Raw genomic sequence first — 26,011 nt, 5'->3', positions numbered from 1 at the left:
GATGCTCCGGCCGCCCCCGCCCTGTGCGAGGGGGTCCAGACATGGGACGCGGACGAGCCAAGGCCAAGCAGACGAAGGTGGCCCGAGAGCTCAAGTACAGCTCCCCGAACACGGACTTCGACGCGCTGCAGCAGGAACTGGGCAGCGGCGACGACCGGTTCGCCGCCCGACGCTCCGACGACGACGAGCAGGTCGACGCACGCTGGGGCGAGTACAGCTACGACGAGCGTTGACGGCTCTGTAGGACCGTCGATCGTCGCCGGCCGACCACACGGCCACACCACGGTTCGACCCGCTCCGGACGGCACGCTTCACCGCCGCCCGGGCGGGTAACCGCGCGCCATCGGCCGCTCGACCACGAGCGGCCCGGCGTGCGAGGAGCGAGGCGTGACGAAGGCGTTCAGCAAGGGCGACGACGTCAAGTGGAACTGGGGTCCGGGCCAGGCCGAGGCCACGGTCTCGGAGGTCCACACCGAGCGCGTCGAGCGCACCATCGACGGCAAGAAGAAGACCCGCAACGGCACCGACGAGAACCCGGCCTACGTGCTGGAGCAGTCGAACGGCCAGACGGTGCTCAAGCTCCACTCCGAGCTGATGCCCGACTGACCGGGGCGACCGGCGGAACGCGCCGGAGGTCGGTAGGTACGCCGCGATATCCGATTCAGTACGCCGATGGGGAGCGCTGACTGCCGCACCTCCTCGGCGCGGAAGGCTAGAAGCGGGGATGGTCACCGCGGAGCAGGGCGTGCCCGGCGTCCGGGGCCGCGTCGTCGGCCTCGGTGGTGGGGCGCACCTCGCCGATCACCCACGACGGCACGTGCTTGGCCGTGAGGACGGCCATGGCGCGGTCGACGTCGTCGGGCGGCAGCACCGCGATCATGCCGACGCCCATGTTGAAGGTGCGCTCCATCTCGTCGCGGGTGACGCGTCCCCGCGAGGCGATGAGCTTGAACACCGGGGCCGGGGTCCAGCTCGAGCGGTCGAGCTCGGCGGTCAGGCCGGCCGGCAGCACGCGGGCCAGGTTGGCGCACAGGCCGCCGCCGGTGACGTGGGCGAACGTGCGCACGTCGGTCTCGGCGGCGACGGCGAGGCAATCGCGCGCGTAGATGCGCGTGGGCTCGAGCAGCTCGTCGCCGAGCGTGCGGCCGAACTCCTCGACGTGCCCGTCGAGCGACATCCGGCCGATCTCGAGCAGCACCTGGCGGGCCAGCGAGTAGCCGTTGGAGTGCAGGCCGGACGAGCCCATGGCCACCACGGTGTCGCCGGGGCGCACGCGGTCGGGCCCGAGCATCCCGTCCGCCTCGACGATCCCGACGCCCGTGGCCGAGAGGTCGTAGTGATGGGGCTCCATGACGCCGGGGTGCTCAGCGGTCTCGCCGCCGAGCAGGGCGCAGCCGGCGAGCCGGCACCCCTCGGCGATGCCCGAGACGATCTTCTCGACCTTCTCCGGGACGAGCTTCCCGATCGCCAGGTAGTCCTGCAGGAACAGCGGCTCGGCGCCGCAGACCACGAGGTCGTCGACGACCATGGCCACGAGGTCGCGGCCCACGGTGTCGTGGCGGTCTGCGGCCTGGGCGACGGCGAGCTTGGTGCCCACGCCGTCGGTCGACGCGGCGAGCACGGGCTCGCGGTACTTGCCCGCGCGCAGCGCGAACAGGCCGGCGAAGCCGCCGATGCCGCCGAGGACCTCGGGGCGCGAGGTCGACTTCGCCAGCGGCTTGAGACGGTCGACGGCCCGCTCCCCCGCCTCGACGTCGACCCCGGCGGCCGCGTAACTGGCCTGCTGGCCCGCGAGCTCGGGTGCCGTGTCGTCGGGGGCGTGGGTCATCGGTGGAGTTCCTCGCAGAGCGGGAGTAGGCGGGGGTGAGGGCCGTCAGGGACGGCTGAGCGCGTCCTCGGCACCGTATCCCGGCGTCCCGAGCGGCATCCCGGTGCCGTTCGAGCGCCCGTGCTCGAACACGACGGGTCCGCCCGATCCGCCGTCGCCGCAGCTCGCGCCAGTGACGTCCTCGAGCAGGTGCTTGCCGACCATCGCCTCCTCGGGCAGCGGGATCGGGTACTCGCCGGAGAAGCACGCCGTGCACAGTCGCGAGCGCGGCTGATCGGTGGCCGCGATGAGGCCGTCCTGCGAGATGTAGCCCAGGCTGTCGGCGCCCACGGAGCGGCGCACGCCCTCGTCGTCGAGGCCGTTGGCGATGAGCTCGGCCCGCGAGGCGAAGTCGATGCCGTAGAAGCAGGGCCAGCGCACGGGCGGGCTCGCGATGCGGACGTGCACCTCGAGCGCCCCGGCCTCGCGCAGCATCCGCACGAGCGAGCGCTGGGTGTTGCCGCGGACGATCGAGTCGTCGACGACGACGAGGCGTTTGCCCCGGATGACCTCGCGCAGCGGGTTGAGCTTGAGCCGGATGCCCAGCTGGCGGATCGTCTGCGAGGGCTGGATGAACGTGCGGCCCACGTAGGCGTTCTTGACCAGGCCCATGCCGTACGGGATCCCCGAGGCCTCGGCGTAGCCGACGGCGGCCGGCGTCCCGGATTCCGGGACGGGGATCACGAGGTCCGCCTCCGCCGGGTGCTCGGCGGCGAGGCGGCGCCCGATCTCGACGCGCGCCGAGTGCACGCCACGGCCGGAGATCGAGGTGTCCGGGCGGGCGAGGTAGACGTACTCGAAGATGCAGCCCTTGGGCTCGGGCGCGGCGAACCGTGAGCTGCGCAGGCCCTCGGCGTCGATGGCGATGAGCTCGCCGGGCTCGACCTCGCGGACGAACGACGCCCCGACGATGTCGAGGGCGGCGGTCTCGGAGGCGACGACCCAGCCACGGTCGAGACGGCCCAGCACGAGCGGGCGCACGCCGTGGCGGTCGCGGGCGGCGTAGAGCGTGGTCTCGTCGCAGAAGGCGATGCTGAAGGCGCCCTGGAGGTCGGGCAGCAGGCGCAGCGCCGCCTCCTCGACCCCGAGGTCGGCCGCCGCGTCGGCGAGCAGGCCCGTGACGACGTCGGAGTCGGTGGTGGCGCCGACGAGGGCCGACGAGCGCCGATTGCCGCCGCCGTGCCCGTTGCGCGGGCCGCCGTTCACCGCGAGGGCGGCGTCGCGACGCCGCACCAGCTCGGCGGTGTTGACGAGGTTGCCGTTGTGCCCCAGCGCGAGGCCGGTGCCGGCCGCGGTGGTGCGGAACGTCGGCTGGGCGTTCTCCCAGGTGGGGGAGCCCGTCGTCGAGTACCGCGTGTGGCCCACGGCGAGGTGGCCGCGCAGGGACGAGAGCGTCTGCTCGTCGAAGACCTGGCTGACCAGCCCGAGGTCCTTGAAGACGACGATCTGGCGACCGTCGCTGACGGCCATGCCCGCGGCCTCCTGGCCGCGGTGCTGGAGGGCGAAGAGCCCGAAGTAGGTGAGCTTCGAGACCTCCTCGCCGGGCGCCCAGACGCCGAAGACGCCGCACTCCTCCTTGGGCCCCTCGTCGTACGCGGGGGCCTCGGGGGGTGTCGAGGTGGATGACGTGGGCCGTGAATCAGGTCCGGCTGGGTCCACCGGGACGGCTCCTTGTCGACGGTGATGCCACGAGTCGTGCCGCTGACAACCCTACGCGCCCCGACCGTCCCGGCGGGGCCCTGCGCGCCGTCGGGGACGCGATCCCGCTCTCAGCCCGGCCGGCCTCGACGGTGAGGCGTTGGTCAGTTCGCCCAGCGGCTCTCCGCGGCGCAGCATCGTGGCGACGTCCCCGGCGGGCAGCGCGGGCGCGAACAGCCAGCCCTGCCCCTCGTCGCACCCGAGCTCGCGCAACCGCGCGGCCTGCGCCGCGGTCTCGACGCCCTCGGCGGTGACCGTCAGGTCCAGCGCGTGACCGAGGTCGACCAGCGTCCCGACGATCCGCTCGTCGACCTCGTCGTAGAGCTCCTCCTCCCGCAGCCCCTCGCCGAACGACCCGTCGAGCTTGATCACGTCGACGGGGAGTTTGCGCAGGTAGGAGAGGTTGGAGTAGCCGGTGCCAAAGTCGTCGACGGCGATCCGGACGCCCATCGCCCGCAGCCCGTCGAGGGCCTTGAGCGGGGCGCCCTCGTCGGTGGTGAGCGCCCGCTCGGTGAGCTCCACCTGCAGGCGGTCGGGGGGAAGGCCGGTGCGGTCGAGCAGGGCGGCCACCTCGGCGACAAGGCCCGGCTCGTGGAGCTGGCGCGGGGCGACGTTGACGCTGACGAACGGGGCCGCCGACCCGAACTCGGCGTGCCAGTCGCGGGCGTCGCGGCAGGCGGTCTCGAGCACCGAGCGCCCCAGCGGCACGATGACCCCGGTCTCCTCGGCGGGCCCGATGAACAGCGCGGGCGAGAGCACGCCGAGGCGGGGGTGCTGCCAGCGCACCAGCGCCTCGACGCCACGGACGCGGTGGTCGGACAGCGAGACCAGCGGCTGGTAGAGCACGAAGAACTCGTCGTGCGCGACCGCCATGGGCAGGGCGGCGGACAGCGTGAACCGCGCGGTCTCGGCCTCGTCGCGATCCGGGTCGTGCACCGCCCAGCGGCCGCGCCCCTCCGCCTTGGCCGTGTAGAGCGTGATGTCCGCCGCGCGCATGAGCTCGCTGGCGGTGGTGTCGGTGACGGCCTGCTCCACGACGCCGATGCTCGCGCCCACGGCGAGCTCCTGGCCGGCCAGGCGCAGCGGCGGGGCGAGGGCCGCGAGCACGCGGTCGGCGAGGCCCACCAGGCGGTCGACGCCCTGGGAGTCCTCGACCAGCACGACGAACTCGTCGCCCCCTGTGCGAGCCACGAGCTCGCCCTCGCCGGCGCAGGCGCCGAGGCGGCGGGCCACCTCCTGGAGCATGAGGTCGCCGATGTGGTGGCCGAGGCTGTCGTTGATGGTCTTGAAGCCGTCGAGGTCGAGGTAGCAGACCCCGACCCGGCGCGTGGACTGCGGCCCGGCGTCCGCGAAGACCCTCTCGAGGCGCTCGGTGAACCGCGCGCGGTTGGCCAGCGTGGTCAGCGGGTCGTGATACGCCTGATAGGTCAGGTGCTGCTGCAGGCGGTGCCGCTCGGAGACGTCCTCGAGCATCGCCAGCTGGTAGGACGGCCTGCCCTCCTCGTCGCGCACCAGCGAGAGCGTCAGGTGCCCGACGATCACCTCGCCGTCGCGGCGGAAGAAGCGCTTCTCGATGCGGAAGTTGTCCAGCTCGCCGCGCAGCAGGCGCTCGTAGAGCCGCCACACCGCCGGGGCGTCGTCGGGGTGGGCCAGCTCGCCGACGGTGAGTGTCCGGAACTCGTCGGCGGTGTGCCCGAACATCCGCGTCATGGCCGGGTTGACCTCGAGGATCCGCCCCTTCATGTCGCCGAGGCCGATCCCGATCGCGGCCTCGTGGAACATCGCGCGGAACCGGGCCTCGCTGGCGTGCAGGGCCTGCTCGGTGTGCTGGCGCGCGACGAGCACGGCCCGCCGGATGGCCTCCTGCTCGTCGAGGGTGCGGTCGCGCAGCGTGGCGGCGTAGCCGGCGGCGAGCGCCCCGGTGAGCGCGTGCACGGCCGGGAGCACCTCGGGGCCGTAGAGCACGGGCAGCCGCTCCGCGAGCAGCACCACCGTGCGCTCCAGCGTCGAGGGGCCCGTGAAGTGCGCCGCCACGAGGCGCCGGCCGACCTCGGCACCCACCTCCGGGCGGGGCGGCTCGGCGCGCACGGCCTCGACGACCAGGCCGGCGAGCTCGAGCAGGTGCTCCTGCAGCTCGTCGGCGGCCATCGGCACGTAGCTCGTGCCCTCGACCTCCTCGGCCCACCGGGCGGCGAGCGCGTCGAGCGTGTCGCGGTCCGGGGCCGCGGGCCCCGCCGCCCGACGCTCAGTCACGACGACCCACGGCGGCGTGACCGGTGAACCGTTCCGGGTTCTCCAGCGGCGCCGACGGGTCGTCGGGACGCCACTGCGGGAGGTACACGATCCCGGGCTCGACCAGGGTGAACCCCTCGAGGAGCCCGGCGACCTCGTCGCGGGAGCGCATGGTCATCGGGGTGGCGGTGCGGCGGTAGAGCGCCCGGTGCTCGTCCGCGCGCTCCGGGGCGCCGTCGGCGCTGGCGTGGCTGAGGACCAGATAGCTGCCCGGCGCCATCGCCTCGCGGTAGCGGGCCAGCACCTCGCCCGGCCGCCGGTCGTCGCCGACGAAGTGCAGCAGCGCGACGACGAGCACCCCGACCGGGCGGGAGAAGTCGATCAGCGAGCGCGTCACCGGGTCGTCGAGCACGGACGGCGGGTCGGTGAAGTCGGCCTCGACGACGCCCGTGGTGGGGTCGTCGGCGAGCAGGGCCCGGGCGTGCGCGACGGCGATCGGGTCGATGTCGACGTAGACGACGCGGGCCTCGCCCAGCGCGGCCTGGGCGACCTCGTGGACGTTGCCGGCCGTGGGGATGCCGGACCCGATGTCGAGGAACTGGTCGATGCCCTGCGCGGCGAGGTGGCGCACGGCCCGCCGCAGGAACGCCCGGTTGGCCTGCATGATGCGCGGCAGCTCGGGCCAGTCGGCGACCGCGCGCGCCGCCATGTCGCGGTCGGCCGAGAAGTTGTGCAGGCCACCGAGGTAGTAGTCGTACACCCGGGCCGCACTCGGCCGGTCGACGTCGATCTCCTCGGGAGCCCAGCTCGGCCGCTGCACCCGGTCCCCTCTCCGTCGACCGCCACCGCTCGTGTCGGTCACGTTCCGGTCATCGGGATGATACGGGTGCTACCGGGTCGGCTCAGTCGTTCTCACACCTTCGATGCACGTCCACCACCGGGAGCCATCGGGCGATGTCCGCCGCGCGGTGCCCCGACGCCGTCACGCGATCGGCCGCGGCGTCCCACGTCGTCAGGCCGAGAGCGAGGGCCAGCCACGTCGCCGGGTCGGTCTCGACGACGTTGGGCGGCGTGCCCCGGGTGTGGCGCGGGCCCTCGACACACTGCACCGCGCCGAACGGCGGCACGCGGACCTCCACCGAGTGGCCGGGGGCGTGGTGCTCCAGCGTGCGCAGCGACGAGCGCACGGCGGCGGCGAGCGCGGGACGCGGCGGGCGCTCGACGCCGTCGGGGTCGCGGACCCAGCCGGCGACCGCCAGTAGGTCGGCCCGCACCTGCGCGGGGTCGGGGGCTCGTCGGGGCACGGTCGTCCAGGGTAGCGACGGCGGGGGCACCGGAGGGGCGGCTTGCGGTGGTCGAGCTGCGGTGGTCAACCAGCCCAGGTGGTCGGTGTCGATCTCCCAGGTGACCGGTGGGCTCGTCGACCACGGGACGGTGCCTGCACCCTGCGCGGCTACGGTGCCGGTCCGTGCCGCGCGTCCGCTCCCTCGTCCTCGCCGGGTTCCTCGGGTTCGCCGCGGTGCAGGCCCGCCGCCTGTGGCTCGCCACGACCATGGAGGCCGATCACGCCGCCTACTGGCGCCGGCGCGGACGCAGCCCCGGGGACGTGCTGCTGGTGGCGCTCGGCGACTCGCTGGCCCAGGGGCTCGGCGCCGTGCACCCGGAGCGGTCCTGGGTGGGCCGGCTGGCCGACGCGATCGAGGCGCGCGACGGGGTGCGTGTGCGCGTGGTGAACCTGGGCGTCGTCGGGGCGACGGCGGCCGAGGTCCTCGCCGAGCAGCTCCCGGTCGTGCCCCCGGAGGCGTTCACCGACCCCACGGCGATCCTCGCCCTCGCCGTCGGCACCAACGACGCCGCCCAGGACGTCCCGGTGCAGGAGTACCGGCGCGACCTCGAGGCCCTCTGCGCCGCCCTGCCCGCGGGCGCGCTCGTGGCCGACGTCCCGGACCTCCAGCGGGGCGTCGTGCGCGAGCGCGGGATGCGCCTGTCCGCCGTCGCCCGCGAGGTCGTCGCCGCCCACCCGGAGCTGCGGCCGGTGGCACTCGAGGCCGCGACGCACCGGATCCGGCTCTGGGAGGCGGGGCCCGACCTCGCCCACCCCAACGGCCGCGGCTACCGGCGCTACGGGCGCGCGTTCGTCGAGGCGCTGGGCGAGCGAACGGGGACTTCGCGCGCGTAGAAGCAGCGAACGGCCCGTTCGCTGCACCCGCCGCTCAGTCGAGCGCCGCCGGGAGGGTGGCCTCGGAGAGCGCGCGGAGCTCGGCGAGCGGGAGCGGGTCGACGCCCTCGATCTCGAGCACCTCGCCGCCGACCTCGCCGAGGCGCGCGGCCGCCTGGCCGGCGTCGGCGCAGCGGCGGGCGAGCTCGGCCTCGTCGCCCGGGGCGACGGTGACGAGCATCCGCGCCCCGGTCTCGGAGAACAGGACCGCGGCGGGGTCCAGGCCCGGCGCCGGGGGCAGCGTGACCCGCGCGCCGCAGCCGGTGGCCAGCGACGCCTCGACGAGGGCCTGCGCCAGCCCACCGTCGGAGAGGTCGTGGGCGCCCGAGAGCAGGCCGTCGGCACCCGCCGACGCCATGAGCGCGGCGAGGCGCGACTCGGCGGCGAGATCGACCCGCGGGGGCCGCCCACCGAGGTGGTCGTGCACGACGCCGGCCCACGCCGAGCCGTCGAGCTCGTCGCGGGTCTCGCCGAGCAGCCAGACCGCATGGCCCTCCGGGCCGAGGCCGTGGCGCACCGCCCGCGTGACGTCGGTGAGGATGCCGAGCACGCCGACCACCGGCGTCGGCAGGATCGCCGCGCTCCCGGTCTGGTTGTAGAAGCTGACGTTCCCGCCGGTGACGGGCAGGCCCAGCGCCGCGCAGGCGTCGGCGAGCCCTCCGACGGCCTCCGCGAACTGCCACATGACGGCCGGGTCCTCGGGCGAGCCGAAGTTCAGGCAGTCGGTGACCGCGACCGGGACCGCGCCCGAGGACGCGACGTTGCGCATCGACTCCGCGAGGGCGAGCTGGGCCCCGGCGCGCGGGTCGAGCTGGCAGAAGCGGGCGTTGGCGTCGATCGACACCGCGACCCCGCGACCGCTCGCCTCGTCCACGCGGACCACGCCGGCGTCCGCGGGCGTCGCGGAGGTCGTGTTGCCGCGGACGTAGCGGTCGTACTGCTCGGTGACCCACGTCCGCGCGGCGAGCGCAGGCGACGCGACGAGATCACGGACCTGGGCAGCGAGCTCGGCGGGCGCCGACGGCCGCGCGCGGCCCCCGACGCCGTCCGCCTGCAGCGCGTCCTGCCGGTCGGGGCGGGCGTAGGGCCGCTCGTACACCGGGCCGTCGTGCGCGACGGTGCGCGGCGGGACGTCGACCACCGTCTCGCCCCGGTGCGTGATCCGCAGCCGGTCGCCGTCGGTGACCTCGCCGATCACCGTCGCCGTGACGTCCCAGCGCCGGCAGACGGCCATGAAGGCATCGACGTTCTCGGGGGTGACCACCGCGCACATCCGCTCCTGCGACTCGCTGGAGAGGATCTCGGCGGCGGTCATGTTCTCCGCGCGCAACGGGACGGTGTCGAGGTCGACGTGCATGCCGCCGTCGCCGGCGCTCGCGAGCTCGCTCGTCGCGCAGGACAGCCCGGCGCCGCCGAGGTCCTGGATGCCGACGACCAGCCCGCCGCCGAAGAGCTCGAGGCAGCACTCGATGAGGACCTTCTCGGCGAACGGGTCGCCGACCTGGACGCTGGGCAGCTTCTTGCGCCCGGTGCCCTCGACGAAGGTCTCCGAGGCGAGCACCGAGACCCCGCCGATCCCGTCGAGGCCCGTGCGGGCCCCGAAGAGCACGATCTTGTTGCCGGCGCCGGAGGCGAACGCCAGGTGCAGGTCCTCGTGGCGCAGCACCCCGACGCACAGGGCGTTGACCAGCGGGTTGCCCGAGTAGCTCGGGTCGAAGACGACCTCGCCGCCGATGTTGGGCAGGCCGAGGCAGTTGCCGTAGAAGCCGACGCCGGAGACGACGCCGGGCAGCACCCGGGCGGTGTCGGGGGCGTCGAGCGGGCCGACGCGCAGCCCGTCCATGACGGCGACCGGACGCGCGCCCATGGCCATGATGTCGCGGACGATGCCGCCGACCCCGGTGGCCGCACCCTGGTGCGGCTCGACGTACGACGGGTGGTTGTGCGACTCGATCTTGAAGGTGACGGCCCAGCCGTCGCCGACGTCGACGACGCCCGCGTTCTCGCCGATGCCCGCGAGCAGGCGCGCGCGCATCGCCTCGGTGGTCGTCTCGCCGAAGCGGCGCAGGTGGACCTTCGAGGACTTGTAGGAGCAGTGCTCCGACCACATCACCGAGTACATGGCGAGCTCGGCCTCGGTGGGCCGGCGACCGAGGATCTCCCGGATGCGGGCGTACTCCTCGTCACGCAGGCCGAGGGCGGCGTGCGGCTGGGGCTCGTCGGGCGTCGCCTCGGCGTGCGCGACGTCGTCGACGGGCGGGAGGGCCGGGGGCGCCTCGGGGACGGGGTTCACAGGGGCCGGACCGGCGGGAACGGGCACCCCTCCGAGGGTAGGCGCCCCGCGCGACCGGCTCCCGGGCCCGTGCGCAGGGCCTCACCAGGGGCTCCCGACGGCCTCACCCGCGGTGAGCGTGCCGCTACCCACGACGTGCGGTCGACAAACGGCGATCCGCCGATGTCACCGACTCCACACGGCGCTGTCCACCACACGCCCACCGTGCGCACCGCCACTAGGTGGAGTTGACTGGACCGTTAGCTCGATCGGATGGCCGTTCGTGGGCCAACACGGTCGTTTCGCCGCGACACGGTGCGGGCGTGTCATGCAATACCCGGGGGTGTCGGACCCTCGATACATCATGGAGCCATGACCACCGCCTCCGTCTCCCCGGCCGCCGGTGCGACGTCGGACGACGCGCCCGCGTCGACCGCCGATCCGCTCACCCGGCTCGGCCTGGTGCTCGACCGCGAGCTGATCGGGGTCCGCCGGCACGACCTCGAGCTCGCCGGGCGCGTCCCCGAGAGCGTCCGCCCGCACGTCGACGCGTCCGCCGGCATGCTCGAGTTCCTCGTCGACGACGGCTCCGGGGGTGTCGTCGTGCTCGCCCTGGCCCCGGGGGCCCGCGGCGACACGGTGGTGCCGCTGCTCCCCGCGGTGCAGCCCACCGAGCCGGGGGGTCACGACGTCAGCGCGGCGGCCCCGTTCGACGAGGTGGTCGGCGAGGCGATCGAGGACGTGTCGCGCCTGCTCACCCACGTCGAGGCCCCCGACGAGATGCGCGGACTCGTGCTGCACCTCGGCGGCCAGATGCTCATGGTCTACGCCGACCTCTGGGAGCTCCGGGTCACGCTGCTGCCGTGAGCCTCGTCAAGACGGAGGTGAACAGGCCCAGGCCGTCGGTGCCGGGGCCGGTGAGCGCGTCGATGGCGTGCTCGGGGTGCGGCATGAGGCCGACCACGCGCCCGTCGGCCGAGCTGATGCCCGCGATGTCGCGCAGCGCACCGTTGGGCGCGGGCTCGGTGTAGCGGAACACCACGCGGCCCTCGCCCTCGAGGGCGTCGAGGGTGGCGTCGTCGGCGACGTAGCGCCCCTCGCCCGACTTCAGCGGCACGCGGATGTCCTGGCCGACGGCGAACGACGACGTCCACGCGGTGTCGGCCTCCACGCGCAGCCCGACCTCGCGGCACACGAACCGCAGGCCGTGGTTGCGCACGAGCGCGCCCGGCAGCAGGCCCGCCTCGCAGAGGATCTGGAACCCGTTGCAGATGCCGAGCACCGGCATCCCGGCCCGGCCCGCCTCGACGACGGGGCCCATCACCGGCGAGCGCGCGGCGATGGCGCCGGCGCGCAGGTAGTCGCCGTAGGAGAAGCCGCCGGGCACCACCACGGCGTCGACACCCTTCAGGTCGGCGTCGTCGTGCCAGAGCCCGACGGGCTCGCCGCCCGCGTAGCGCACGGCGCGGGCGGCGTCGACGTCGTCGAGCGTCCCCGGGAACGTGATGACCCCGACACGCATCGATGGTCGACTCCCCCTCTCAACGTGCTCCCCTCGACGCTCCGTCTCCGAGGTCACTGGACCCTCCGCACGACCCACTCCTCGATCACCGGGTTGGCCAGCAGCGAGCCGGCGATGCGCTCGAGCGCGGCGTCGTCGACGGTGTCGTCGACCTCCAGCTCGAAGTGCTTGCCCTGGCGGACGTCGGCGACGCCGTCGACCCCCAGACGCCCCATCGCCCGGGCCACCGCCTGACCCTGGGGGTCGAGGATCTCGGCCTTCGGTAGGACGTCGACGATCACGCGAGCCACGCCGTCCAGGTTACCGGTGCGCCGGGAGGGGAAGGCGGTGGCGTGGAACTCGTACACCTCGGCCACGCCTGCGTCGTGGCGGACACCGGCTCGGCCCGGATCCTGCTCGACCCGGGCGCCTTCTCCTCGGGCTACGAGACCCTCGAGGGCCTCGACGCCATCCTGATCACCCACCAGCACTTCGACCATCTCGACCTGGACAAGCTGCCGGCGCTCCTGGCGCAGAATCCCGGCGCCGAACTGGTCGTCGACACCGGCACCGCCGAGCAGCTGGGTGAACGGAAGATCGCCCACACCATCCGCGAGCCCGGTGAGACGTTCACCGTCGGCGGTGCGACGGTCGAGGTCGTGGGCGGGGGCGAGCACGCGGTGATCCACCCCGACATCCCGACCATCGCCAACAACGGCTACCTGATCGACGGCAGCGTGCTGCACCCCGGCGACGTGTTCACCGTCCCCGAGCGCACCCCGGACGTCCTGCTGCTGCCCACCGCCGCGCCGTGGCTCAAGGCGTCCGAGGCCGTCGACTACCTGCGCGCCGTGGCCCCGCCGCTCGCCGTGCCGATCCACGAGGCCGTGCTGGCGAACCCGGACCTGCACTACAACCTCTTCTCGAACCTCGGGCCCGAGGGCACCGACGTCCGGATCGCTCCGCGCGGGGTGGCTTTCACCACGTGAGCGATCTGGGTCGCCCTGGCGACCCGGATCGCTCACGTGCGCCGGAGGCGCCTCACGCCGTGATCGACCAGCCCTCCGGGTCGCCGGTGGCGCCGGCGCGGCGCGGGGCACGGCGCCCGACGAGCTCGCCCGCGCCCAGCGGGGTCGCGCCCGCGACGAGGGCGTCGTCGACGAGCGCGCCGGCGGCCGCCGCGGGCGTACCGGCGTGCAGCGCGAGGTGGACGAGCCCGGGCTCGGCACGCCCACGGGTCGGGCGGACGCGACGCGGTACACCCACGCCCGGGCCGGTCACGGGTCCCCGCCACGAGGTGGCCGGCGCGCCGTCGGCGCCGAGGCGGTGCACCCCGGCGTCGTCGAGCACCAGGCCCACGCCGGCGGCGGCGAGGGCGGTCCGGATGCCGTCCGAGGTCGACCACCCCGGGGCGGCGAACCCGTCGACGGCCGGCCCGAGGACGTCGCGGCTGCGCAGCGCGGCGGCGAGGCGCAGGCCGGCCTCGTGCGCGGGCAGGCGACGGTAGGGACGCCCGGGCCCGACCTCGGTCCGCGTGCCGTGCAGCAGCACCGCGTCGCCCACCCGGCGCCGTGCGGTGGCCCACGCGGCGACCTCGGGGTGGGGCTGCGGGCCGATCAGCCAGGTCGCCGGCACGCGACGGGCGTCGAGGGCGTCGGCGAGCGCGACGGCGGCCGTCAGCGGCGCACCCGGCCCGAGGCCGGAGACGGAGACGATCAGGCGGGGAGTCACGCCCCCCATGAGGCCAGTCGGAGGTGCCGCCCGTGCGTCCGGGGGGTGAACACCTCGGCTCGGGTGGACGACGGCTGAGATCGACGACCGCGCCGGCATCGACGCAGGTCAGATCACATGGCGGGGGGCCACTCCCGCCCCGTCAAGCGGGTGTAGGCCTCGACGTAGCGCGCCCGCGTGGCGTCGATCACGTCGTCCGGCAGGGGCGGCGGGGCCTCGCCGGAGTGGCGGTCCCAGCCCGAGGCGGGTGAGGTCAGCCACTCGCGGACGTACTGCTTGTCGAACGAGGGCGGCACCGACCCCGGCGCGTAGCCCTCGGCGGGCCAGAAGCGCGACGAGTCCGGGGTGAGCACCTCGTCGCCGAGCACCAGCGCGCCGTCGGGCGAGAGGCCGAACTCGAGCTTCGTGTCCGCGAGGATCAGGCCGCGCGAGGCGGCGTAGGCCGAGCCGCGCGCGTAGATGGCGAGGGTCTGGTCGCGCAGCGCGCCTGCGAGGTCCGCCCCGACCTGCGCGGCGACGGTCTCGAAGCTGACGTTCTCGTCGTGCTCGCCCTGCGCGGCCTTCGTCGCCGGCGTGAAGATCGGCGACGGCAGCATGCTCGCCTCCTCGAGCCCCGCGGGCAGCGCGACACCGCAGATGGCGCCGTCGCGGCGGTAGTCGACCGTGCCGGAGCCCGCCAGGTAGCCGCGGGCGACGCACTCGACCGGGACCATCTCCAGCCGGCGCACGAGCAGCGCGCGGCCACGGAGGTCGTCGGGGATGCGGTCGTCGCGGGCGGCGATCAGGTGGTGGCCCACCGGCGGCGCGGCGACGTCCGGGCCGCTGAGCAGCTCGAACCAGAAGACGCTCATCGCGGTCAGCACCCGCCCCTTGTCCGGGATGGGCGTCGGCAGGACGTGGTCGAACGCCGAGATCCGGTCCGACGCGACGAGCAGCAGCGTCTCGTCGTCGACCTCGTAGAGGTCACGGACCTTCCCGGAGGCGACGTGCCGATAGTCGGCGAGGGAGACCACGGGCCGGGAGGCTAGAGGATCGGCCTAGAGAATCGGTGACGGCGTGTAGCCCGCCGCGTCGGGATGCTGCGCCACGAGCGCGTCCACCCGTCGGGTGATCTCCGCGACCTGCGCGCCCGCGGCCCCGACGAACGCCCGCGGGTCGCCGACGGCGGCGTCGAGGTCGCCGGCGGAGAGGCCGAGGCGGGCGTCGCCGCCGAGTCGGGCGAGCAGGCCGTTGCCCTCGGCGCCCTTCTCGCGCATGTCCAGCGCCACCGCGCGGGCGTGCTCGGAGATGATCTCGTGGCCGGTCTCGCGGCCCACCCCGGCGCGCACCGCGCCCATCAGCACGGCCGTGGTGGCGAGGAAGGGCAGGAACCGGTCGAGCTCCCGGGCGATCACCGCGGGGTAGGCGCCGAACTCGTCGAGGACGGTCAGGAACGTCTCGAGCAGGCCGTCGATCGCGAAGAACGCGTCGGGCAGCGCGACGCGGCGCACCACCGAGTCGGAGACGTCGCCCTCGTTCCACTGGCCGCCGGCCAGCTCGGAGACCATCGCCGCGTTGCCGCGCAGCACCACGGCCAGGCCGTTGACGCGCTCGCAGGAACGGGTGTTCATCTTGTGCGGCATGGCGCTCGAGCCGACCTGGCCCGCCTGGAACCCCTCGGTCACGAGCTCCTGCCCGGCCATGAGGCGGATCGTGGTGGCCAGCGAGGAGGGGCCGGCGGCGAGCTGGACCAGCGCGGTGAGCACGTCCTGGTCCAGCGAGCGCGGGTAGATCTGCCCGACGCTGGTGAGGACCTCGGAGAAGCCCAGGTGCTCGGCGACCCGGCGCTCGAGCTCGGCGAGCTTCCCGGCGTCCCCGCCGAGCAGGCCGAGCATGTCCTGAGCGGTGCCGACCGGTCCCTTGATCCCGCGCAGGGGGTAACGGGCGATCAGCTCCGTGACCCGGCGGTGCGCCACCAGCGTCTCGTCGGCGGCCGAGGCGAAGCGCTTGCCGAGCGTCGTGGCCTGCGCCGCGACGTTGTGGCTGCGCCCGGCCATGACCAGCTCGGAGTACTCGCCGGCCCGGCGCGCGAGGCGGGCGAGGACCGCGACGGTCTTCTCGGCCACGAGGCGCAGCGAGTCCCGGACCTGCAGCTGCTCGACGTTCTCGGTGAGGTCGCGGCTGGTCATGCCCTTGTGGGCGTGCTGGTGCCCGGCGAGCGCGTCGAACTCCTCGATGCGCGCCTTGACGTCGTGGCGCGTGACCCGCTCACGGGTGGCGATGGAGGCGAGGTCGACGTGGTCGACCACGGCGCGGTAGTCGTCGAGGACGCCGTCGGGGACGTCGACACCGAGCTCGGCCTGGGCGGCGAGCACCGCGATCCACAGCTCGCGCTCGAGGGTGACCTTGCGCTCGGGCGACCACAGCGCCGTCAGCGCGGGAGAGGCGTACCGCCCGGCGAGCACGTTCGGGACCATCGGTGCACTCACCTGGCCGAGCCTACGGCCCCTGTCGGCGCACGGACTGCGCCCGCGGTCGGCCCGGTGTCACCAGCGGCTACCGTTCCCGCTGAGCCGTGACCGGGGAGGAGGGGCTGATGGAGCCGGTGGAGCCGGACGCGTCCGCCCCGCTGCGGGTGCTGCTCGTCGAGGACGATGACGCCGACGCCGTCCTGGTCACCGAGCACTTCACCGACGCCGACCTCGCCGTCGACCTCCAGCGCGCCGAGTCGCTCGCCGAGGCCGAGGCCGCGCTGCACGACCCGGAGGCCGTCGACTGCGTGCTGCTCGACCTGGCGCTGCCCGACGCCCACGGCTTCGAGGGCCTGCGACGCCTGCTCTACACCGACGGCCCGGCGGTGCTCGTGCTCACGGGCCTGCGCGACGAGCAGCTCGGTGCCGACGCGGTGGGGGTCGGCGCGCAGGACTACCTGGTCAAGGACCTCGTCGACGGTCCCTCGCTGGCCCGCGCCGTGCGCTACGCCGTCGAGCGCCGCCGCTCCGACCGGGTGCGCCGGGCGCTGCGCGACGCACGCCTGCGCGCCGACGAGAACGCCCGCCTGGAGCGCGGTCTGCTCCCCACCCCGCTGATCGGGGACCCGGAGGTGCGGGTCCTCGCCCGCTACGAGCCCGGCACCGAGCAGACGCTGCTGGGCGGCGACTTCTATGACGTCGTCGAGGGCAGCGACGGCACGCTGCACGCGGTCATCGGGGATGTCTGCGGGCACGGGCCCGACGAGGCCGCCCTCGGGGTGAGCCTGCGGATCGCGTGGCGGACGCTGGTGCTCAGCGGGATCGACCCCGACCGGGTGCTGCCGACGATGCACGAGCTGCTGGTGCACGAGCGCAACCAGCCCACGCTGTTCACCACGCTCGCCACCGCGACCGTCGAGCCGGGGCGGGAGCGGATGACCCTGCGGCTCGCCGGGCACCCGCCGCCCGTGCTCGTCGGCGAGGGGCAGGACACGTCGATGCTCTCGACCGAGCGTCTCGGCCTGCCGCTGGGCGTGGGCGACGGCGCGTCCTGGACGCCGCTCGAGGTCGAGCTGCCCAAGAAGTGGGCGCTGCTGCTCTACACCGACGGGCTCATCGAGGGCCGGCAGGTCTCCGGCGACGTCCTGTGGACCGACGGCCTCCTGGACCTCCTGCGCGAGGTCACCGCGGGCCCGGCGCCGTGGCGGGACGACCCGGGGACGATGCTGGACGCCGTGATGGAGCGGGTGCGGTCCCTGTCGACGGCGCGCCCCGACGACGTGGCGGCGGTGCTGCTGGTGTCCGACAAGTGAGCGCGCCCACCGGGACCGCCGAGGACACCACCGACGCCACGTCGGACGTCGACGACGCGCCCCCGGCGGCCGCGCCGGTCCCGCGCCCGCGCCGCCGCGACGGCCTGAGCCGCTGGCCGCTGCAGCGCATCCTGCTGGTCACCGGCGCCGCACTCGGGGTGCTGCTCCTGGTCGCACTGCTCGTCGGGATCGCCGGGCTGACGGCCCTGGCCGGGCAGCGCAGCGAGCTCGTGGACCGCCTCGACCCCGCCCTGCTCACCGCTCAGCAGCTCGACGCCGCCACCGTCGACCAGGAGACCGGGGTCCGCGGCTACGTCCTCCTGCCGCGCCCCGAGCTCCTCGACCCCTACACCCGCGGACGCGCCGACGAGGCCGAGCTGGTCGCCGGGCTCCGCGCGCTCGTCGGGGGCCGGCCCGAGGCGCTCGCGCAGCTCGAGGCCGTCGAGCAGGCCATCGCACAGTGGCGCACGACGTACGCCGAGCCCTCGATCGCCGCCGCCGGGCAGGGCGTCCCCGGCCCGTCGATCGAGGTCGGGAAGGTGGCCTTCGACCAGGTCCGGGCCGCGCTCGACGCCCAGCGCACGCGGCTGTTCGACCTGCGCAACGACGCCCGCGACGGCCTCGACGGCGCGGCCGGCGCGCTCGCCGTCAGTGGTGCGGTGACCCTGGTGGTGGTCGCGCTCGGCGTCGTGGCGCTGCTCGAGTGGCTGCGCCGGGTCGTGGTCGCGCCGACGCACCGCCTCGCCCGCGAGGTCCGGCAGGTGGCGGACGGCGACCTCGACCACCAGGTGCTCGCCGCCGGCCCCCGCGAGATCACCGAGCTCGGCGAGGACGTCGAGGCGATGCGCGTGCTCATCGTCCGCGAGCTGGCCGACACCGAGCGGGCCCGCCAGGAGCTCGACAGCCGCAGCCGCGAGCTCGCACGCTCGAACTCCGACCTCGAGCAGTTCGCCTACGTCGCCTCGCACGACCTGCAGGAGCCGCTGCGCAAGGTGGCGAGCTTCTGCCAGCTGCTGCAACGCCGCTACGCAGGCCAGCTCGACGAGCGCGCCGACCAGTACATCGAGTTCGCCAGCGACGGCGCCAAGCGGATGCAGGTGCTGATCAACGACCTGCTCGCCTTCTCGCGGGTGGGGCGCCAGGGCGACGCGATGGAGACGGTGGACCTCAACCGGCTCGTCGACCGGGCCGCCGAGAACGTCGCCGGAGCGCTCGAGGAGTCCGGCGGCGCCGTCGAGCACGGCGACCTGCCCCGGGTGCACGGCGCACCGGCGCTGCTCACCACGGTGTTCCAGAACCTGCTCGGCAACTCGCTGAAGTTCCGGGGGGAGGACCCGCCCCGCGTGCGCGTCGACGCCGAGCGCGACGGCGACCGCTGGCTCCTGCGCTTCAGCGACAACGGGATCGGGATCGACCCGGAGTACGCCGAGCGGATCTTCGTCATCTTCCAGCGCCTGCACGGGCGGAACACCTATCCCGGCACCGGGATCGGACTGGCCATGTGCCGGAAGATCCTCGAGCACCACGACGGCTCGATGTGGCTCGACACCGACGCCACCCCCGGCACCACGTTCGTCGTGGCCCTGCCCGTCCTGACCGACCCCGATACCGACCGCGGGCCCGCACCCGAGCCCGGGCCCGACCAGGAGGCCGCTCCGTGACCGACCCCGCCGACGAGATCCACGTCCTGCTCGTCGAGGACGACCCGGGCGACGTCCTGATGACCCAGGAGGCGTTCGAGCACCACAAGCTGCGCAACCAGCTGCACGTCGTCTCCGACGGCGTCGAGGCGCTCGCGTTCCTGCGGCGCGAGGGCGAATTCGCCGACGCACCCCGCCCCGGCCTGGTGCTGCTCGACCTCAACCTGCCGCGCAAGGACGGTCGCGAGGTGCTGGAGGAGGTCAAGAACGACCCGTCGCTGCGCAGCATCCCGATCGTGGTCCTGACGACCTCCCAGGCCGAGGAGGACATCCTGCGCAGCTACGACCTCTACGCCAACGCGTACGTGGCCAAGCCGGTGGACTTCGAGCGCTTCATCGAGGTCATCCGTCAGATCGACGACTTCTTCGTGTCGGTGGTGAAGCTGCCGCAGTGAGCGGGACGATCGATCTGCGCTCCGACACGGTCACCCGCCCCTCGCCCGCCATGCGCGAGGCGATGGCCGGGGCGGACGTCGGCGACGACGTCCTCGACGGCGACCCGACCCTCGGCGCCCTCCAGGCCCGTGTCGCCGACCTGCTCGGCGTCGAGGCCGCCCTCTGGACCCCCACCGGCTGCATGGCGAACACCGTCGCGCTCATGCACCACCTGACACGCGGTGACAGGTTCCTCGCGCCCGCCGGGGCGCACGTGCTCGAGGCCGAGCTCGGGACCGCGGCGTGGCTCGCCGGCGGGCTCCCGTTGCCGCTCGAGCACGACGGTGGCCCCGGACGCCCGACACCGGCCGCGGTGACGCGCGCCGCGGGCGCCGCCGGGCCCTACTTCGGGCTGCGCACGTCGCTGCTCTGCCTCGAGAACACCCACAACGGCGCGGGAGGGGCCGTCACCGGCGTCGACGAGCACCGCGCGCTGGTGGCCGCGGCGCGTGACGCCGGGCTCGCCGTGCACCTCGACGGCGCGCGGATCTGGCACGCCGCCGCCGCGCTCGAGGTCGCGCCGCACGAGCTGACGGCGGGCGCCGACACGGTGAGCGTGTGCCTGTCGAAGGGCCTCGGCGCGCCGATGGGGTCGGTGGTCGCCGGCTCGGCGGCGTTCGTCGACCAGGCGTGGCGGCTGCGCAAGATGCTCGGCGGCGGTATCCGGCAGGGCGGCGTCATGGGCGCCGCGGGGCTCGTCGCGCTCGGCCAGGCCCGCGACCTCCCCGCCGACCACGCGCGCGCCGCCCGCCTCGCCGCGGGCCTGCGCGCCCTCGGCTGGCCGGCGACGACCCCGGACACCAACATCGTCCTCGTCCCCACCGCCGACCCGGCCACCCTCGTCGCCGGGCTCGGCGCCGCGGGCGTGCGCGCCGTGCCGTTCGGTCCCGGTGTGCGCTTCGTGACCCACCGGGACGTCGACGACGACGACATCACCCACGTCCTCGACCGCGTCGCGGGGATCGCGGCGCCCTGAGGCGCTACCGCGGTGCCTGCTCCCGGTCCTCGAGCACGTCCAGCCGGGCCCGGAGCGCCCGGATCTCCGCGAGCAGCTCGCCGTGGCGCGCCTCGGCCGGATCGCGCTGCACCGCGGGGGCGACCGCCTCGGACGCGTCGCGGGCCCCGACCTGCTCGAGGAACCACGTCGCGATCGCCGCGGTCACGGTGCCGAGGATCGCGATGCCGGCGAGCATCAGGCCGCCCGCGACCAGCCGGCCCTCGACGGTCACCGGGTAGAGGTCGCCGTAGCCGACGGTGGTGATCGTCGTGAGCACCCACCACAGGGCGTCGCCGAACGTCGTGATCGAGGCCTCCGGGGCGTCCCGCTCGGCCTCGAACACCCCGAGCGCGGCGACGATGCTGAGCAGCGACACCGAGACGATCAGATAGCTGCCGACGCGGCCGCGGAAGTCGTCGCGCAGGACCCGCCCGAGCGTCGAGATGGCGGCGACGAGGCGCAGCAGGCGCAGGAACCGGAAGAACGGCGCAGCCACGATCAGCAGGTCCAGCGGGTGCCGGACGATGAAGCGCAAGCGGCGGTTCGCCAGGACGATCCGGATCACGTAGTCGACGACGAACAGCGCCCACACGCCCCACAGCGCGACCTCGAGCCACCACCACACGGCCTGACCGGGGCGCGTGGCGAGCACCTGGACTGCGTAGACCGCGAGGTAGAGCACCGCGAGCCCGGTCAGCGGGTAGTCGGTGCGGCGCTCCCAGGCCTCCAGCCGAGGCTCGCCGTCGTCGTCCATGGCCACCGACAGTAGTGCGCGACGGTGCCGGACGGGAGCGGGCTCAGAGCGTCGGCAGCCAGTGACCGAGCCGGTCGAGGGCCTCGTGCACGTCCGCCGTGGCGCCGGCGAACGACAGCCGGATCCACGTGTGGCCGTCGACGGGGTCGAAGTCGATCCCCGGGGCCACCGCGACGCCGGTCTCGGCGAGCATCCGCTGCCCGAAGGAGAGCGTGTCGTCGGTGAGGTGGGCGACGTCGGCGTAGACGTAGAACGCGCCGTCGGCAGGGGCGAGCCGCGTGATCCCGAGACGTGGGAGCCCGTCGAGCAGCAGGCGGCGGTTGATCGCGTAGTGCTCGACGTGCGCGTCGGCCTCGATGACCGAGGCGTCGGTGAACGCCGCGAGCGCCGCGTACTGCGCCGGCACCGGCGGGCAGACGGTGAAGTTGCCGGCGATGACGTCCACCGCCCGCCGGAGCCGCTCGGGCACCAGCAGCCAGCCGAGCCGCCAGCCCGTCATCGACCAGTACTTCGAGAACGACGTGACGACGAGCGCCTCGTGCGAGGTGCTCCAGGCGCTCGCGGTCGGCGGGGCGTCCCCGTACTCGATGCCGTGGTAGATCTCGTCGCTGATCAGCTGGATGCCGCGCTCCTCGCAGTACCTCGCGAGGGCGGCGAGCTCGTCGGGCTCGATGACGCTGCCGGTGGGGTTCGCGGGGCTGGCGACCACGAGGCCCTTCGGCGTCGTGTCGAGAGCCTCGAGCATCGCTACGGTTGGCTGAAACCGCGTCCCCTCGCCGCAGGGCAGCTCGACGACGTCGCAGCCCAGCGCGGCGAGGATGTTGCGGTAGCAGGGGTAACCGGGGCGGGCGAGCACGACGGTGTCGCCCACGTCGAACGCGGCGAGGAACGCGAGCAGGAAGCCGCCGGAGCCGCCCGTGGTCGCGATGACGTCCTCGGCGCGCACGGTGTCGTCGCCGTAGCGCCGGCGGTGGTGGGCGGCGATCGCCTCGCGCAGCTCCGGGGTCCCGAGCGAGCTCGTGTAGCCGAGGATCTGCTCGTCGAGCGCCCGCGCCGCCGCCGCGCGGACGTCGGCGGGCGCGGGGGTCGAGGGCTGGCCGGCCGAGAGGTTCACCAGGTCGCCGTGGGTGCGGGCCCGTTCGCCGGCGGCGGCCCAGACGTCCATCACGTGGAACGGGGGGACCGTCGCCCGCACGGCCGGGCCGAGGCGCGCCAGACTCGTCACCGCCCCACCCTAGGTGCGCCGCTCAGTAGCCGACGTACGCGTCTCCGCGCGCGAGCGCCTCGACGCCCGGGACCGCGGACACCGAGCCGTAGCGGTCCACGGCGTAGCGCACCCCGGCGATGATGTTGTCGACCGGATCGGTGATCTCCTCGTGGCCGGGCAGCTTGTACGCCTCGAACGTCGGCCCGATCGTCTGCATCAGCCCCTGCGACGGCGTGCCCCTCTCGGCGTTCGAGTCCCAGGTGTTGACCGCGTCCGGATCGCCGCCGGACTCGCGCTGGATGATCGTGGCGATCGCGCCCGGGTCCATCTTCTCGGGCGGGATCCCCGCGGCGGTGAGGATCGCGAGGGCCTGGCGGATCCAGTCGCCGACCCGGCCCGCAGGCGCCTGACCAGCGGCGCTCCTGACGACCGTCGACTCGGCGCCGGACGGCGGGGCGTCGAGACCCTCGAGCGCCGCGAACGACGTGAGCCCGTCGGCGAGGTCGCGGATACGGGCCGCCGACGCCGTCAGCTCGGCCTCGGCGCGCCGGACGGCGGTGCGCGCCGCCTCGGTGGGTCCGCGCACGGCGTCGCCCGCGAGCCGGTCGGCGAGATCCGGCGGCGCGTCGGGCACGGTCGCCGCCTGCGCGCGGGCGCTGCCGGCCAGGGCCAGGGCGCGCGCCACCTGCTGGTCGATCTCGCGGCGCAGGTCCTCGAGCACCACCCCGACCTGGTCGAGCACCGGGCCGGCCTCGACGATCGCCGATCGGTCGCGCACGCCGGCCGCCGCGAACGCGCGGGCCCAGTCGCCGAACGCCGTCGCCCCCGCGCCCCGCCAGCGGCCCTCGACCGCCGCCGCGCCGCGTCCCACCGCGCGCATCGACCCGTCAACCGCGTCGCCGACCGCGACGATCTGCGCCGCGGACGCCCGCAGCGCACCCGGATCGACGGTGCGGACCCGACCCGCGATCGCCGCGAGCTCGGCGGCTGCGGGCTCCCCGGCGAGGGCGTCCCCGAGATCCCCGGGCACGGCTCAGCCCCCGGCCGGCGCGAGCAGCTCGCGGTTCGCGCCCTCGGTCCCGCGGACGAGGCGCACCGTCGCGTCGAGAGCCCGCGCGGCCTCGCGGAGCCGGGCGCCGGCGGCGTCGAGGTCGGCGACGAGCGCCCGCGTCAGGGCGGCCAGGGCGTCGAGCAGGGCGCGCGCGGCGTCCAGACCCCCGAGGTCCGGCGGCGGCGTCGCGGCCCACCTGTCGGCCAGCACCGGCATCCGTTCCGCCTCGCCCGCCACGATCGTGCGCGCCTCCTCGAGGGTGTCGGTGTCGTAGGCGATGTCGTCCACGGGGAGGACGTTAGGTCGCCGCACGGACGTTCGGGTGCGGTTCCGGAGAAGTGGCCGACGTCAGTAGCCGACGTAGGAGTCGCCGCGGGCCACGGCCTCGACACCCGGCACCTGCGAGACCGATCCGTACCGGTCGATGGCGTAGCGGACCCCGGCGATGATGTTGTCGATCGGGTCGGTGATCTCGCCGTGCCCGGGGAGCTTGTGCGCGTCGAACGTCGGTCCGATGGTCTGCATCAGCCCCTGCGACGGCGTGCCCTTGTCGGCGTTCGAGTCCCAGTTGTTGGTCGCCTCGGGGTCGCCACCCGACTCGTGCTCGATGATCGTGGCGATGTCGTCGGGATCCATCTTGTCGACGGGGACGCCCTCGGCCTGGAGCACGGCCATCGCCTCGCGGATCCAGTCCCCGACCTGACCCTGCGGCCCACCCGTCGGCGCCGCCCCGGCGTCGGTGGCGCTGCCGCTGCCGTCTCCCGACGTTCCGGTCACGGCCCCGTCCTCGCTCTCGGCGTCGTCGGTCTCGACGTCGTCGGACGCGGTCTCGGCGTCGGCGTCGGCGTCGGCGTCGGCGTCGCTATTCGCGCCGCCGGCCTCGTCCTCGTCGGCTGCCTCCGAGCTCGACCCCTCGTCGCCGCCGGTGTCGCCGCCGGTGTCGTCGCCCTTGTCGTCGCCCTTGTCGTCCTCACCCTCGGACGCCGAGTCGTCGGACCCGGAGTCGTCGGACGCGGGGGCATCCGCGTCGGAGGTGTCCTCGAGGAAGTCGTCCCCGAGGTCGCTGGAGTCGCCCACACCCCCGGAACTCGAGCCCTCTGACCCGGACGCTTCGGAAACCGAAGCATCCCCACCACCCGAGCCCGACCCCTCGGACTCCGGAGCCTCCTCGAGGAAGTCATCACCCAGATCACTCGAGTCACCCACACCCCCAGAATCCGACTCCTCCGACTCGGACGCTTCGGAAACCGGAGCATCGCCACCACCTGAGGCCGACCCCTCCCCCAGATCACTCGAGTCGCCCACTTCTCCGGAACCGGACTCGTCCCCACCGGACGCTTCGGAATTCGAAGCATCCCCACCACCCGAGCCCGACCCCTCCCCGAGGTCACTCGCGTCGCCGACGTTCCCGGAACCCGAATCGTCCGCCTCCGACGCCCCGGACTCCGAGCACTCGGACGACTCCCCGCCGGAGGACCCGGACGCGTCGTCGGCCGAGGACGACTCGCTGACGGACGAGACGTCCGACGAGGCGCTACCGCCGACGAGATCGATGCCCTGCGTACCGACATCGCCGTCGACGGAGGCGGGAACGGTGGCGAGCGACTCGGCCGGGATCGCCGACCAGCCGAGCGGACCCCCGCCCGCGGCCGGGGCGATGAGGCGCGCATCGGGGGCGGGCAGGCGGGAGAAGCCCACGACGTCGGCCGTCATCTCGCGGAGGGCCCGGGCGGCGTCGCCGAGGGCGGTCTCGGCGCGCTCGACGGCCGTGCGGGCGGCGGCCGTGGGCTCGGCCATGGCCTGGACGGCGAGCTGGTCGGCCATCGGGGCCCGGGTCGGGTCGGCGAGGGCCTCGGAGCGGACCCGGCGGGCGGCGTCGAGGGCGCGGGAGACCTGGGCGCCGACCTCGCCGCGCAGCGCGGCGAGCTCCCGGCCGGCGTCCTCGATGCGCACGCGGATCCGCCCGGCCGCGTCGAGCGTCTGCATACCCGCGCGACCGAAGCCGTCGAGGTACCCGGTGAGGGCCTCGGCGCCCCGTCCCTGCCAGGCGCCCTGCACGTCGTCACCGTGACGGCGCACCGCGCGCAGCGACCCGTCGACGCCCTCGACCATCGATCCGAGCCGGCGGCCCATCCCGTGCAGCACCTCGGGGTCGACCTGCTGTACCCGGGCGACGAGCGCGCTGAGCTCCTGCCCCCCGGGCTGTGCGGCGAGCTCGCCGACGGCGTCGAAGGCCATCACCGACTCACGCGGCGGAGAGCGACGCGGCGGCGTCGCGGTCGTCGGCCTGGATCGCGGTGAGCGCCGCGTCGAGGGCCCGGTCGAGCCCGTCGAGCCGTGATCCGGCGGCCGCGAGCTCGCCGTCCAGGACGCGCACGACCTCGTCGAGCGCGCCGAACATCGCCCCGGCGGAGGCCAGGTCGCCGAGCCCGGCGCGGGGGACGACGACCTGGTCGATCATCGCCGGCACCCGGCGCGCCTCGGCGGCGACGGCGGTGCGCGCCTGCTCGAGGGCCGCCGGGCCGAGGACGAGATCGGGCATGGCGGGAGGGTAGGTCGGCGCGTCGCCCGGCTGGGGCCGATTC

General features: G+C 74.6%; 26 protein-coding genes. 9 read left to right on the top strand and 17 right to left on the bottom strand.

The features are described from left to right. Positions 1-41: 41 nt before the first annotated feature. Positions 42-233, top strand: coding sequence for a DUF3073 domain-containing protein (locus OG774_RS22225; RefSeq protein WP_274188761.1), 192 nt, complete (start codon positions 42-44; stop codon positions 231-233). Between the two features lie 154 nt (positions 234-387). Beyond that, positions 388-606 (top strand): DUF2945 domain-containing protein, encoded by a 219-nt coding sequence (locus OG774_RS22220; protein ID WP_328304406.1) that lies wholly within the window; start codon positions 388-390, stop codon positions 604-606. A gap of 106 nt (positions 607-712) precedes the next feature. Here OG774_RS22220 and purM read toward each other — a convergent pair whose 3' ends face one another. From purM to OG774_RS22195, 5 genes are all read right to left on the bottom strand, one after another. Next, complete coding sequence (gene purM, locus OG774_RS22215) at positions 713-1,828, bottom strand: phosphoribosylformylglycinamidine cyclo-ligase (protein ID WP_328304405.1); 1,116 nt, start codon at positions 1,826-1,828, stop codon at positions 713-715. A gap of 45 nt (positions 1,829-1,873) precedes the next feature. Beyond that, on the bottom strand, positions 1,874-3,526 hold the full coding sequence (purF, locus tag OG774_RS22210) for an amidophosphoribosyltransferase (protein WP_328304404.1): 1,653 nt from the start codon (positions 3,524-3,526) through the stop codon (positions 1,874-1,876). Between the two features lie 51 nt (positions 3,527-3,577). Continuing rightward, a complete protein-coding gene (locus tag OG774_RS22205) occupies positions 3,578-5,818 on the bottom strand; it encodes a putative bifunctional diguanylate cyclase/phosphodiesterase (RefSeq protein ID WP_328304403.1) in 2,241 nt (746 codons plus the stop codon). Then, positions 5,811-6,617: an SAM-dependent methyltransferase gene (locus OG774_RS22200; RefSeq protein WP_328304402.1), complete on the bottom strand. Its 807-nt coding sequence runs from the start codon at positions 6,615-6,617 to the stop codon at positions 5,811-5,813. The genes OG774_RS22205 and OG774_RS22200 overlap by 8 nt, the downstream gene beginning before the upstream one ends. A gap of 82 nt (positions 6,618-6,699) precedes the next feature. Continuing rightward, on the bottom strand, positions 6,700-7,101 hold the full coding sequence (locus tag OG774_RS22195; RefSeq protein ID WP_328304401.1) for a sterol carrier family protein: 402 nt from the start codon (positions 7,099-7,101) through the stop codon (positions 6,700-6,702). 164 nt (positions 7,102-7,265) lie between these two features. Here OG774_RS22195 and OG774_RS22190 point away from each other — a divergent pair, with 164 nt between their 5' ends. Next, positions 7,266-7,976 (top strand): SGNH/GDSL hydrolase family protein, encoded by a 711-nt coding sequence (locus OG774_RS22190; RefSeq protein WP_328304400.1) that lies wholly within the window; start codon positions 7,266-7,268, stop codon positions 7,974-7,976. A 34-nt stretch (positions 7,977-8,010) separates the two neighbouring features. Here OG774_RS22190 and purL read toward each other — a convergent pair whose 3' ends face one another. Continuing rightward, positions 8,011-10,308 carry a phosphoribosylformylglycinamidine synthase subunit PurL gene (purL, locus tag OG774_RS22185; protein WP_328311088.1) on the bottom strand — a complete coding sequence of 766 codons (2,298 nt, stop codon included), beginning with the start codon at positions 10,306-10,308 and terminating at the stop codon, positions 8,011-8,013. Between the two features lie 351 nt (positions 10,309-10,659). On the opposite strand from purL, the gene OG774_RS22180 reads away from it, so the two are divergent. Continuing rightward, positions 10,660-11,154, top strand: coding sequence for a hypothetical protein (locus OG774_RS22180; RefSeq protein ID WP_328304399.1), 495 nt, complete (start codon positions 10,660-10,662; stop codon positions 11,152-11,154). Here the strand turns inward: OG774_RS22180 and purQ are convergent. Both purQ and purS read right to left on the bottom strand, forming a co-directional pair. Next, complete coding sequence (gene purQ / locus OG774_RS22175) at positions 11,138-11,809, bottom strand: phosphoribosylformylglycinamidine synthase subunit PurQ (protein ID WP_328304398.1); 672 nt, start codon at positions 11,807-11,809, stop codon at positions 11,138-11,140. The genes OG774_RS22180 and purQ overlap by 17 nt on opposite strands. Before the next feature lie 53 nt (positions 11,810-11,862). Next, on the bottom strand, positions 11,863-12,099 hold the full coding sequence (gene purS / locus OG774_RS22170) for a phosphoribosylformylglycinamidine synthase subunit PurS (RefSeq protein ID WP_274188771.1): 237 nt from the start codon (positions 12,097-12,099) through the stop codon (positions 11,863-11,865). A gap of 42 nt (positions 12,100-12,141) precedes the next feature. On the opposite strand from purS, the gene OG774_RS22165 reads away from it, so the two are divergent. Beyond that, complete coding sequence (locus tag OG774_RS22165) at positions 12,142-12,777, top strand: MBL fold metallo-hydrolase (protein ID WP_328304397.1); 636 nt, start codon at positions 12,142-12,144, stop codon at positions 12,775-12,777. Positions 12,778-12,829: 52 nt separating this feature from the next. Here OG774_RS22165 and OG774_RS22160 read toward each other — a convergent pair whose 3' ends face one another. The 3 genes from OG774_RS22160 to purB form a co-directional block, all read right to left on the bottom strand. Then, positions 12,830-13,519 (bottom strand): hypothetical protein, encoded by a 690-nt coding sequence (locus OG774_RS22160; protein WP_328304396.1) that lies wholly within the window; start codon positions 13,517-13,519, stop codon positions 12,830-12,832. Positions 13,520-13,632: 113 nt separating this feature from the next. Continuing rightward, positions 13,633-14,532, bottom strand: coding sequence for a phosphoribosylaminoimidazolesuccinocarboxamide synthase (locus OG774_RS22155; RefSeq protein WP_328304395.1), 900 nt, complete (start codon positions 14,530-14,532; stop codon positions 13,633-13,635). Positions 14,533-14,556: 24 nt separating this feature from the next. After that, on the bottom strand, positions 14,557-15,975 hold the full coding sequence (gene purB, locus OG774_RS22150) for an adenylosuccinate lyase (RefSeq protein WP_328311086.1): 1,419 nt from the start codon (positions 15,973-15,975) through the stop codon (positions 14,557-14,559). A 98-nt stretch (positions 15,976-16,073) separates the two neighbouring features. Between purB and OG774_RS22145 the strand changes: the two genes are divergently transcribed. From OG774_RS22145 to OG774_RS22130, 4 genes are read left to right on the top strand one after another with little or no spacing between them, the layout of a single operon-like run. Then, complete coding sequence (locus OG774_RS22145; protein WP_328304394.1) at positions 16,074-17,282, top strand: PP2C family protein-serine/threonine phosphatase; 1,209 nt, start codon at positions 16,074-16,076, stop codon at positions 17,280-17,282. After that, positions 17,279-18,943: a sensor histidine kinase gene (locus OG774_RS22140; protein ID WP_328304393.1), complete on the top strand. Its 1,665-nt coding sequence runs from the start codon at positions 17,279-17,281 to the stop codon at positions 18,941-18,943. Before OG774_RS22145 ends, OG774_RS22140 begins: the two co-directional genes overlap by 4 nt. After that, positions 18,940-19,377, top strand: a complete 438-nt coding sequence (locus OG774_RS22135; RefSeq protein ID WP_328304392.1) for a response regulator — start codon at positions 18,940-18,942, stop codon at positions 19,375-19,377. The genes OG774_RS22140 and OG774_RS22135 overlap by 4 nt, the downstream gene beginning before the upstream one ends. Beyond that, a complete protein-coding gene (locus OG774_RS22130) occupies positions 19,374-20,393 on the top strand; it encodes a threonine aldolase family protein (protein ID WP_328304391.1) in 1,020 nt (339 codons plus the stop codon). The genes OG774_RS22135 and OG774_RS22130 overlap by 4 nt, the downstream gene beginning before the upstream one ends. Before the next feature lie 4 nt (positions 20,394-20,397). Here OG774_RS22130 and OG774_RS22125 read toward each other — a convergent pair whose 3' ends face one another. From OG774_RS22125 to OG774_RS22100, 6 genes are all read right to left on the bottom strand, one after another. Continuing rightward, positions 20,398-21,168: a potassium channel family protein gene (locus tag OG774_RS22125; protein ID WP_328304390.1), complete on the bottom strand. Its 771-nt coding sequence runs from the start codon at positions 21,166-21,168 to the stop codon at positions 20,398-20,400. A gap of 43 nt (positions 21,169-21,211) precedes the next feature. Next, the gene (locus OG774_RS22120) at positions 21,212-22,333 is read right to left on the bottom strand and encodes a pyridoxal phosphate-dependent aminotransferase (protein WP_442874009.1); all 1,122 of its coding nucleotides are present in this window, start codon (positions 22,331-22,333) and stop codon (positions 21,212-21,214) included. An 82-nt stretch (positions 22,334-22,415) separates the two neighbouring features. Then, positions 22,416-23,405, bottom strand: a complete 990-nt coding sequence (locus OG774_RS22115; protein WP_328304388.1) for a transglycosylase SLT domain-containing protein — start codon at positions 23,403-23,405, stop codon at positions 22,416-22,418. A 3-nt stretch (positions 23,406-23,408) separates the two neighbouring features. Then, complete coding sequence (locus OG774_RS22110; RefSeq protein ID WP_328304387.1) at positions 23,409-23,714, bottom strand: hypothetical protein; 306 nt, start codon at positions 23,712-23,714, stop codon at positions 23,409-23,411. Between the two features lie 60 nt (positions 23,715-23,774). Beyond that, positions 23,775-25,664, bottom strand: coding sequence for a transglycosylase SLT domain-containing protein (locus OG774_RS22105; RefSeq protein WP_328304386.1), 1,890 nt, complete (start codon positions 25,662-25,664; stop codon positions 23,775-23,777). Positions 25,665-25,671: 7 nt separating this feature from the next. Further along, positions 25,672-25,968 carry a hypothetical protein gene (locus OG774_RS22100; protein ID WP_328304385.1) on the bottom strand — a complete coding sequence of 99 codons (297 nt, stop codon included), beginning with the start codon at positions 25,966-25,968 and terminating at the stop codon, positions 25,672-25,674. Positions 25,969-26,011: the final 43 nt, after the last annotated feature.

The organism is Actinomycetospora sp. NBC_00405 (assembly GCF_036044095.1).
Classification (GTDB): domain Bacteria; phylum Actinomycetota; class Actinomycetes; order Mycobacteriales; family Pseudonocardiaceae; genus Actinomycetospora; species Actinomycetospora callitridis.
Note: the sequence above shows the minus strand (reverse complement) of the source record. Positions and strands in the feature narration are given on the sequence as shown.